At 33.5% G+C, this 9,847-nt stretch carries 10 protein-coding genes; 7 read left to right on the forward strand and 3 right to left on the reverse strand.

What is annotated here, in order from left to right:
- The first annotated feature begins 26 nt into the window (after window positions 1–26).
- The 4 genes from D9V42_RS06275 (at window position 27) to D9V42_RS06290 (ending at window position 5,230) form a co-directional block, all read left to right on the forward strand.
- Complete coding sequence (locus D9V42_RS06275) at window positions 27–1,649, forward strand: xylulokinase (protein ID WP_122063932.1); 1,623 nt, start codon at window positions 27–29, stop codon at window positions 1,647–1,649.
- Entirely contained in the window at window positions 1,627–2,322 is a 696-nt protein-coding gene (locus tag D9V42_RS06280; RefSeq protein WP_107556058.1) for an L-ribulose-5-phosphate 4-epimerase, read from the forward strand. Before D9V42_RS06275 ends, D9V42_RS06280 begins: the two co-directional genes overlap by 23 nt.
- A gap of 12 nt (window positions 2,323–2,334) precedes the next feature.
- On the forward strand, window positions 2,335–3,756 hold the full coding sequence (gene araA, locus D9V42_RS06285; RefSeq protein WP_122063934.1) for an L-arabinose isomerase: 1,422 nt from the start codon (window positions 2,335–2,337) through the stop codon (window positions 3,754–3,756).
- Window positions 3,757–3,826: 70 nt separating this feature from the next.
- Window positions 3,827–5,230 carry a sugar porter family MFS transporter gene (locus D9V42_RS06290; RefSeq protein ID WP_122063937.1) on the forward strand — a complete coding sequence of 468 codons (1,404 nt, stop codon included), beginning with the start codon at window positions 3,827–3,829 and terminating at the stop codon, window positions 5,228–5,230.
- 102 nt (window positions 5,231–5,332) lie between these two features.
- Here D9V42_RS06290 and D9V42_RS06295 read toward each other — a convergent pair whose 3' ends face one another.
- Window positions 5,333–5,464: a beta-class phenol-soluble modulin gene (locus D9V42_RS06295; protein ID WP_107556055.1), complete on the reverse strand. Its 132-nt coding sequence runs from the start codon at window positions 5,462–5,464 to the stop codon at window positions 5,333–5,335.
- A 480-nt stretch (window positions 5,465–5,944) separates the two neighbouring features.
- Window positions 5,945–6,511 carry a TetR/AcrR family transcriptional regulator gene (locus D9V42_RS06300; RefSeq protein WP_122063940.1) on the reverse strand — a complete coding sequence of 189 codons (567 nt, stop codon included), beginning with the start codon at window positions 6,509–6,511 and terminating at the stop codon, window positions 5,945–5,947.
- Between the two features lie 139 nt (window positions 6,512–6,650).
- On the opposite strand from D9V42_RS06300, the gene D9V42_RS06305 reads away from it, so the two are divergent.
- Both D9V42_RS06305 and D9V42_RS06310 read left to right on the forward strand, forming a co-directional pair.
- Window positions 6,651–7,379, forward strand: coding sequence for an ABC transporter ATP-binding protein (locus D9V42_RS06305; RefSeq protein ID WP_122063943.1), 729 nt, complete (start codon window positions 6,651–6,653; stop codon window positions 7,377–7,379).
- A complete protein-coding gene (locus D9V42_RS06310) occupies window positions 7,376–8,470 on the forward strand; it encodes an ABC transporter permease (RefSeq protein ID WP_122063946.1) in 1,095 nt (364 codons plus the stop codon). The genes D9V42_RS06305 and D9V42_RS06310 overlap by 4 nt, the downstream gene beginning before the upstream one ends.
- Before the next feature lie 68 nt (window positions 8,471–8,538).
- Here D9V42_RS06310 and D9V42_RS06315 read toward each other — a convergent pair whose 3' ends face one another.
- Window positions 8,539–9,084: a PadR family transcriptional regulator gene (locus D9V42_RS06315; RefSeq protein WP_122063948.1), complete on the reverse strand. Its 546-nt coding sequence runs from the start codon at window positions 9,082–9,084 to the stop codon at window positions 8,539–8,541.
- Between the two features lie 91 nt (window positions 9,085–9,175).
- Here D9V42_RS06315 and D9V42_RS06320 point away from each other — a divergent pair, with 91 nt between their 5' ends.
- Window positions 9,176–9,709 (forward strand): phenolic acid decarboxylase, encoded by a 534-nt coding sequence (locus D9V42_RS06320; RefSeq protein ID WP_122063951.1) that lies wholly within the window; start codon window positions 9,176–9,178, stop codon window positions 9,707–9,709.
- Window positions 9,710–9,847 lie beyond the last annotated feature (138 nt).

The raw sequence follows: 9,847 nt of genomic DNA on the forward strand, positions 1-9,847 counted from the left end.
AACGGTTTCAAAGGGGGCGTTAAAACATGTATGACTTGAATCGGAATTTAAAGAGTGAAGATATTTCAATAGGTATTGAGTTAGGCTCTACAAGAATTAAAACCGTAGCTATAGATCAGAATTTAAACACTATTGCTTCTGGACATTTTGAGTGGGAGAACCAATTCATTGATGGATATTGGACATATTCTATTAATGACATATGGGTGGGTTTGCAGAAGAGTTATAGCGCAATGACAGTAGAAATCAAAGAAAAGTATGATTTAATCCTAAGAGAAGTAAGGTCTATTGGCGTTAGTGGTATGATGCACGGCTATCTGGCATTTGATCAAAACGAAGACTTGCTCGTGCCATTTAGGACTTGGAGGAATGGGAATACAGCTAAGGCAGCGAAGTTACTTAGTGAAGCATTTCAATTTAACATACCTGAACGTTGGAGTATTGCGCATTTGTATCAGGCTATATTGGATAAAGAGTCCCATATAAATCGAATATCTTATTTAACTACATTAGCTGGATATGTACATTGGTACTTAACTGGTGAGAAGGTTTTAGGTATAGGTGACGCTTCCGGTATGTTTCCTATAGACATTGATACAAAAAGTTATAGGAAAGATTTGTTAGAGGAAGCAAATTATATTTTTAAAACAAAGTATTTTGAAAAGTCAGTTGAAGAGGTGTTACCTAAAATTAAATTAGCGGGTGAAAGTGGAGGGCTACTTACAGAAGAAGGAGCGAAGTTATTAGACCTTTCTGGTAGTCTTGAAGCTGGTATTTTGATGTGCCCACCAGAAGGAGACGCTGGTACAGGTATGGTTGCAACAAATACGGTTGCTCAGAATACAGGTAATATATCTGCTGGTACAAGTGCGTTTGCCATGGTCGTACTATCAAATGCTTTGAAAGATATGTATCCAGAGATTGATGTTGTGACAACTCCTGATGGTAGTGAAGTGGCTATGATTCATACAAATAATTGTACTTCAGACATTAATGATTGGATGAATTTATTCGGTGAAGTGTTAAACGTCATGGGCGTTGATTTTTCATCGGATGAGTTGTACGGACATATTTTCGAACGTTCATTAAGTAGTGATGATAATATAGGCGGTTTACTATCATATAACTATGTCTCTGGAGAGAATATAACAGAGGTAGAAACGGGCTACCCGTTATTTATACGAGAGCCAAATTATCAGTTCAATTTAGCAAATTTTATGAAAATGCATTTATTTAGTGCTTTTAGTACTTTGAAAATTGGCATGGATTTACTAAAGGAAAATGAATCTATCAGCATAGATAAGTTGATTGCTCATGGAGGAATATTTAAAACGAAAGCAATCGCGCAACAAGTACTAGCTTCTGCACTTGAACAGCCTATAACAGTTATGGAAACCGCAAGTGAAGGCGGTGCTTGGGGCATTAGTGTTTTAGCTTATTATGTCGCATTAGATACTGAAGTACCGCTAGATGAATTCCTTAATGACTCCGTATTTATAAATACGGAAGCTAGCACATTACACCCAGTAGAACAAGAAGTTATTAATTTTAATAATTATGTAGAAAAAATGAAAAAAGGATTATCGATTGAACAATCCGTAACTAAATATTTAGGAGGGGATATAAATGCTCGAAGCGTTAAAAGCTGAAGTCTATCAAGCGAATTTAGAATTACCTGACCGTGGCCTAATTAAGTATACCTGGGGTAATGTCAGTGCCTTTGATTCAGAATCACAATTATTTGTGATTAAACCGAGTGGCGTTGATTATGATGAAATGAAGCCTGAGGATATGGTTGTTTGTAATTTAGATTGTGAAGTTGTTGAAGGGGATCTGAGACCATCATCAGATATGCCAACACATGCAGTGTTGTATAAAAAGTTCGGCGATATTGGTAGTGTGGTCCATACACATTCACCATGGGCAACTACTTGGGCGCAATCTGGATTGGCTGTTCCTGCAATGGGTACCACGCATGCGGATACATTTTATGGAGATATTCCATGCGCAAGATTTTTAACAACAGAAGAAATAAACAAAAATTATGAGTATGAAACAGGCAATGTCATCGTTGAAACATTTGATGAAAAGGGGATAAACCCACAAGAAGTGCCTGCTGTTTTACTACATGGACATGCACCATTTATATGGGGAGAAAGCTGTGACAAAGCAGTCATGAATGCAGTTGTTTTAGAAGAAATATGCAAAATGAATATATTTACGCGCCAGTTAAATCCATTTGCTGAAACATTGCCTAAAGCAATACTCGACAAGCACTTTGAAAGAAAACACGGAAAGAACGCCTATTATGGACAACAATAAGGGGGAAACAAAATGACAAATATAAAGAAATTCTGGTTTGTAGTCGGATCACAAGCACTATATGGTGAACAGGCTTTAGATCAGGTTAAGCAAAACGCTAAAAACATCACTGATGGGTTGAATGAAAGTGGTCGATTACCTTTTAAAATTGAATTACAGCCTAAATTGGCAGTCTCATCAGATGTGATAACTGAAATTATGAAAGAAGCCAATTATCGTGATGATATTTTAGGCGTTATTACTTGGATGCATACATTTTCACCAGCAAAAATGTGGATAAGAGGTACTAAATTATTACAAAAACCGCTATTACATTTAGCGACACAATACAACGAAGATATTTCCTGGGAAAACATCGATATGGATTATATGAACCTACATCAATCCGCACATGGGGATAGAGAATATGGTTATATTAACCGGCGTTTGAATAAAAATAATGAAGTTATATTTGGACATTGGAAAGATACAAATGTGCAACAGCAATTAAGAGATTGGATGCTTATAGCTAATGCTTATAGTGAAAGCTTTAATTTAAAAGTTGCTAGATTTGGTGACAATATGCGTAATGTGGCAGTCACAGAAGGAGATAAGATAGAAGCACAAATTCAATATGGTTGGATTGTTGATTATTATGGTATCGGTGATTTAGTAGAATACATTAATCAAGTTTCTGATGAAGATGTAGATGAATTATTTAAAACATACAAAAATTTATATGAATTTGACTATAGAAATTATAGCGAAGCGGCATTTAACAGTTCTGTAAAAGAACAAATTAAATACGAAATAGCGATTAAGCAATTTTTAGATGAAGGCGGGTATACTGCTTTCACTTCAAACTTTGAAGATCTACATGGTATGCAGCAATTACCAGGTTTAGCAGTACAAAGATTAAATGAACAAGGATATGGATTTGCTGGCGAAGGGGATTGGAAGACAGCAGCGTTAGATCGTTTATTGAAAATTGCTGCAGAAAATGAAGCAACAGGATTTATGGAAGATTATACGTATGATTTAAGAAGCAGTCATGCACATATCCTAGGATCACATATGTTAGAGGTCGATCCGACACTTGCCGAAACGAAACCGAAACTTGTTGTGAATCCACTAGGTATAGGTGATAAGCATGACCCAGCAAGATTAGTGTTCGATGGTAAATCAGGTGAGGGCGTTGTCGTAACGATGCTTGACTTAGGGACACATTATAAATTTATTATTAATGAAATAGAAGCTAAAAGACTTGATGAACCTGCTCCTCATTTGCCGGTAGCTAGAGTGCTATGGGAAGTGAAACCATCACTAGAAAAAGGCGTGAAACGTTGGATAGAAGAAGGCGGCGGACACCACACGGTACTTTCTCTGAAATTAACACGATTACAAATAGAAATATTGTTGAAAATGTTTGACGCCGAATACACGCTAATTAATTGATTGTCAAAAGCGTTTGTCGTGAATTGATGCATATGTGATTAAGTTTTTCATTAAAAAGAGGGTGAATGGGATGAAAGTTAACAGTAAGGTTTCAAATCGTTTTATCTATTTCTTTGGAGCATTCGGTGGTATATTATTCGGTTATGATATAGGGGTTATGACTGGAGCGCTACCATTTTTAAGAGAAAACTGGGGTATCGAAAGTGGATTTATTATAGGTTTAATTACATCTTCAGTTATGTTGGGGGCGATATTTGGTGGTATTTTAGCTGGTAAACTGTCGGATAAACTAGGTAGAAGAAAAATGATATTAATTTCAGCAATTATTTTCGTTATTGGTTCAATCTTGTCAGGGATTGCACCGCATGATGGTAATTACTTTTTGATTTTATCAAGAGTTATACTTGGTTTGGCAGTGGGTGCAGCGTCAGCATTAGTTCCTGCTTATATGTCTGAAATGGCACCAGCGAAATATCGTGGCCAGTTATCAGGTATGAATCAGACTATGATCGTATCAGGAATGTTGTTATCTTATATTGTTGATTATTATTTAAGAGGATTACCTATAGAAATTGGTTGGAGATTAATGTTGAGCATTGCGGCTATTCCGGCATTGATTTTATTCTTAGGTGTATTAAAACTTCCAGAATCTCCAAGGTTCTTAATTAAAAATAGTAGGTTTGAAGAAGCTAAACTCGTATTAAGTAATCTTAGAAATAATCATAAAGTAGATGAAGAATTTGAAGAAATTAAAAAGACGATTCAAAAAGAGAATAATGTGAAAAATAATCAGTCATTAGCCACATTATTTAATGGTAAATATAAATATTTAGTAGTTGCCGGATTAGGTGTAGCAGCATTTCAACAGTTTCAAGGAGCGAATGCAATATTTTATTATATTCCCTTAATTGTAGAACAAGCAACTGGCAATTCTGCGAGTGATGCACTTATGTGGCCTATTATTCAAGGTGTTATACTTGTATTAGGCTCATTACTCTTTATTTGGATAGCGGATAAGTTTAACAGAAGAACATTACTTATGCTAGGTGGTACCGTAATGGGCTTATCGTTTATATTGCCTGCTATTATTCATATGTTTTTACCCAATGCGAATCCGATATTGATAGTAATCTTTTTAAGTATTTATGTTGCCTTCTATTCCTTTACATGGGCACCACTTACTTGGGTTATTGTCGGTGAAATATTCCCGTTAGCAATTAGAGGTTTTGCTTCGGGTAGCGCATCATCATTAAATTGGATTGGTTCTTTCTTAGTTGGGCTTCTATTCCCAATTATGACTGCATACTTTTCACAACAAATTGTTTTTGCAATCTTTGGTGTCATCTGTATACTTGGTGTATTATTTGTGAAAAAATTTGTTCCTGAATCAAGAGGTCGTACACTGGAAGAAATTGAAGCAATTGGAGAGTCACATAATTCTAATCAGGTTAATGTGCAAGTGGAAAATATATAATAATTTAAGTAGAAAACAATGCGGTAAATATTAAAAGACCTTTTCTATGAAACCCCTCAATTAAGAAGGGTTTCTAGAAAAGGCCTTTTTTAATGCATATGTTTATTTAAAGAAACCTAAAATGAAGTCTACACCTTTACCTAAAACCTCTGCGATGCTTACGCCCATTGTAGCCCAGTCATGTGCTAAACCTGCATTTACTGCGTTGCCAATTGCTTCTACGATTCCTTCCATGTGAAACACTCCTTTTTTAGAAATTTAAAATTAAAACATTTGCTTTAATTTGTTAAATGCAATATAGATTGTTTTCTTAATTAATTGCGTAAAAATGCCTAACTAAAAGTTTTTTATGCCTAAGTGTAATAATAGTTTTTTTATAGGAATTTTAAGCATAGTATACAAATTTTAATTCTTTGTAAATTTTTTTAATGTTGTGTAGCACTTTTGTTAGAATTGTGGCATGATGGTAAGTTATGCAGCTGGATTTATTGTGAATAAGGTTGAGATACATGAAGTGAAAAAAAGGAGAGTACAATAAAAGCATATTTTCAAAAAATTGATTCCATTACCTCTTTTTGTTTTTGTGAAACGTGGTGGGAGAATTTTTAACATTGTTATTAGTGAACATATGATGCGTATGCAATAAGCGTGATTGGACACGATGATTTTATTAAATAAAGATTTACATAGCAATAAGAAAGATGGCGGAAAATTTTAGCCCAACAGCGAATCGGGGGTAATCTTATTAATAATAGTTGATAATTCCTCTGTAGTTTCTGGTTTTCCGTTATCTACCCAGTCTTGAATTATACCAAAAATTGCGTTGCTCAAAAAAATTACAAAATAATGTTGTTCCCTTTCGCTTAAATTAATCGTTTTTACTGAAGGCAGAATATTTTTTTCTGCATTTTTTTGCAACATTGATTTTACTTGGTTTTGGATTTCAGTAGAACCACTTTTAGAGATGAGCAATAATAAAAGTTCGGCTTCATTATTCCAAAAATTAAGCATGGGATAAAAAAATAAATGACGGTCTGAGTTTAAAAATTTATGAACTTTCTTACTGCCAGTTTTTATAATTTCTTGCTGATATTGATGTACTAAATCATATTTATCTTTGTAATGTAAATAAAAAGTTCCTCTACTTACATTAGCTTCATTACAGATATCTTTTACCGAGATATCATCGAATCTTTTCGTTTTTAAGAGCGTTATTAAAGCTTTTCGGGTGTTTTTTTTCGTCTTCAATATGCGGGCATCGGTAAATAATTCTTCAGTCATTCGTTTCACTCCTAATATTATTAGACATATTTTTTTAATGTGTTCAGTAACGATAACCTTTTTATTGTTTTTATATTTTATAGGTATATAATCGCATTATGAACGATAATTGACACTATGTCTAATAAGGGGGCTAAACATGTCTGAAGTTGCAGCTAAACTAACATGCGCGACAAAATATTATGACAAAAAGAAAGTTTTAGATCATATTGATATTGAATTACCATTTGGAAAGATTTTAGGGTTAATTGGTCCAAGTGGTTCGGGTAAAACGACAACGATTAAGTGTCTTATGGGTATGGAGAAATTGGATGAAGGTCATGCTCAAATATTCGATACTAGTATACCCGACCGTAAAATTCTTAATGAAATTGGTTATATGGGGCAAAGTGACGCGCTATATGAATCGTTAACTGCTCGAGAAAATTTAGTGTTCTTCGGTAATTTGATGGGTTTAGACGGTGATAAGCTAAAACAAGCGATTGATAAGAATATGAAGCTAGTTAATTTAGAGAATGAATTACATCAAATTGTGAATACATTTTCAGGTGGTATGAAGCGCAGATTGTCTTTAGCGATTACGTTACTGTCAAATCCTAATTTAATTATATTAGATGAGCCAACAGTGGGTATTGATCCGAGCCTTAGAAAAGATATATGGAAACAACTTAACCTGCTCACAGAGGAAAATAAATCAGTGATTGTGACAACGCACGTCATGGGAGAAGCGGAACGCTGTGATTACATTGGATTGATTATGGAAGGCCGTTTATTCACTATGGGAACACCAAAAGAACTGAAAGAAAAATTCGGTGTAGATTCTATAGAGGAAGTATTTATAAAGGCTGAAACGGAGGTAAAATCATGAGATTTAAAGCCGTTTTTATAAGAGTTGTTAAGGAATTATTGAGAGATAAAAGAACATTGGCTTTAATGTTGTTCGCACCGATTTTAGTATTAACATTGCTATATTTCGTTTTTGATACAAATTCAGAGACAAATTTAAAAATTGGTATTACTGATCATGTGCCTAACAAAATTGTAAATGAATTACCTTCAGATAAAGTGGATATAGAGAAGGTTGATTCATCAGATTCTGTAAAAAATACGATGGTAGATTCAGAGCTAGATAGTTATATTACGAAAGATGGGTCTAAAATAGAAGTAACATATGCTAATGAAGACCCTAGTAAAACTGATGCTACGAAACAATTACTTGCTAATGCACTTCAGAAAAATAAAATGCAAGATATGATGAAAATTGTAGAAAAAATTCCAGGTAATATGCAACAAGGAAATAAGCAAGCCTCAGAGGATGTGGAGTTGGATCATCATTATCTATATGGTGATGAGGATAGTACGTACTTTGATAAAATGTTCCCAATTTTAATTGGTTTCTTTGTTTTCCTTTTCGTATTTTTAATCTCTGGTATTGGATTACTTAGAGAACGTACTAAAGGTACACTTGAACGTTTATTAGCAACGTCGATTAAAAGAAGTGAGATTGTGTTTGGCTATTTAGCTGGTTATGGTTTGTTTGCTATATTACAAACGTTACTCATCGTGTTTTATGCGATTATTATCTTGAATATAGAACTTGCAGGTAGTATATGGTGGGTATTATTGGTTAATATTTTAATCGCATTGGCCGCATTGGCTATGGGAATATTTGTTTCAACTTTTGCTAATTCTGAGTTCCAAATGATTCAGTTTATACCTATTGTAGCAATTCCTCAAATCTTTTTCTCAGGTATTATTCCTTTAGAAAATATTGCTAATTGGGTAAGTTTCATAGGTTATCTATTTCCCTTAAGATATGCAGGTGATGCATTGACGCACATTATGATAAAAGGACAAGGGCTTGAATATATTTGGTTTGATATTTGTATATTATTCGTCTTTATTATTGTGTTTACCATTTTAAATATTATCGGGCTTAAACGTTATAGAAAAGTTTGATTTTATGTTAACTTGAAAAATCAAAAGCGCCTTTCTTAACAGTGTTACTGTTTAGAAAGACGCTTTTTTTAATGCTTAAAATTTTGGTGACAAGATTTTAACCAATTGATATGATGTGTCTCTCTTTCAATAGCATAATCTAATACTAGATAATGCCCATAATGTTGTTCTTGAGATGCTTTGTTGCTAAATAATGCCGTACGTCTTTCTTTTAAATGTGCTAACTTTAATTCGTGTAAATGAATTTGCTCGTCGAACATTACTGACAATATAGGATCATTTTTATCATTGATAAAATACAATTTTAAATTGAATTCATTTTTGTGAACTGACAACTCAGGCGTTGGAGAAACTAGCCATTCATTCAATAGTTGTCGTCCTGTATCAGTAATAGCATATATCTTTTTTTCTAATTTTTCTCCTGTTATTTCAATCGTTTTATCAATTAAAAGACGATCGTGCAATTTTTTTAATTCAGGATAAATTTGACTGTGATTTGCTTGCCAAAATTCTCCAATATCACGTTCAAAAGCTTTTTTTATATCGTAACCAGACATACGTTCATTTTTCAAAAGGCCTAGTAATACATATTGTAATATGTTTTTTTGTGCCATAACATCCTCCTTGACGTTTTATCGAATAAAGTATAGCATTTATATGTAATCAAAAACATGTAATTAATTACATGTTTGGAAGGAGCTTTTTATGACTAATAATTTTGAAACATTAGAAGATTTTTTAGGGACACATCTTATTTATACTTATGATAATGGTTGGGAATATGAGATGTATGTAAAAAATGAGCATACGATTGATTATCGTATACATGGCGGTATGGTAGCTGGTAGATGGGTTAGAGATCAAGAGGCTAATATCGTGAAATTAACTGAGGGTGTTTTTAAAATAACTTGGACTGAACCAACAGGTACAGATGTAGCATTAGATTTTTTACCTAATAATCAGATTATGCACGGTACCATTTTCTTCCCTAAATGGGTTGAAGAGCATCCAGAAATTACAGTGACTTACCAAAATGATCATATTGATTTAATGGAAGCATCTCGTGAAAAATACGATACTTATCCTAAATTAGTCGTACCTGAATTTGCGAAGATTTCATATATTGGTAACGCAGGACAAAATAATGAAACGGTTGTTAATGTCGCACCATATGAAGGTATGTTAGAAGATATTAGAAGCGGTAAGTTTTTTGATGAAAATTGTCAACATACAAAATAGTAATTACGTTAATTAAATAAGTTTATAGTATAAAAACATTAAACACTGATTCTGTCTTTTAAAGGGAAGAATCAGTGTTTTTAATTTTATAAAAAAACCATACGCTATGCGTATGGTGCAGTATGGTTATACCGTTGT

The sequence above is a fragment of the Staphylococcus pseudoxylosus genome, assembly GCF_003697915.1.
In the GTDB taxonomy this organism is placed as follows: domain Bacteria; phylum Bacillota; class Bacilli; order Staphylococcales; family Staphylococcaceae; genus Staphylococcus; species Staphylococcus pseudoxylosus.

Excerpts from the sequence above, each read along its gene's own strand:
- D9V42_RS06275 (WP_122063932.1), top strand. The coding sequence starts at position 27 with ATGTATGACTTGAATCGGAATTTAAAGAGTGAAGATATTTCAATAGGT.
- D9V42_RS06280 (WP_107556058.1), top strand. The coding sequence starts at position 1,627 with ATGCTCGAAGCGTTAAAAGCTGAAGTCTATCAAGCGAATTTAGAATTA.
- araA (WP_122063934.1), top strand. The coding sequence starts at position 2,335 with ATGACAAATATAAAGAAATTCTGGTTTGTAGTCGGATCACAAGCACTA.
- D9V42_RS06290 (WP_122063937.1), top strand. The coding sequence starts at position 3,827 with ATGAAAGTTAACAGTAAGGTTTCAAATCGTTTTATCTATTTCTTTGGA.
- D9V42_RS06295 (WP_107556055.1), bottom strand. The coding sequence starts at position 5,464 with ATGGAAGGAATCGTAGAAGCAATTGGCAACGCAGTAAATGCAGGTTTA.
- D9V42_RS06300 (WP_122063940.1), bottom strand. The coding sequence starts at position 6,511 with ATGACTGAAGAATTATTTACCGATGCCCGCATATTGAAGACGAAAAAA.
- D9V42_RS06305 (WP_122063943.1), top strand. The coding sequence starts at position 6,651 with ATGTCTGAAGTTGCAGCTAAACTAACATGCGCGACAAAATATTATGAC.
- D9V42_RS06310 (WP_122063946.1), top strand. The coding sequence starts at position 7,376 with ATGAGATTTAAAGCCGTTTTTATAAGAGTTGTTAAGGAATTATTGAGA.
- D9V42_RS06315 (WP_122063948.1), bottom strand. The coding sequence starts at position 9,084 with ATGGCACAAAAAAACATATTACAATATGTATTACTAGGCCTTTTGAAA.
- D9V42_RS06320 (WP_122063951.1), top strand. The coding sequence starts at position 9,176 with ATGACTAATAATTTTGAAACATTAGAAGATTTTTTAGGGACACATCTT.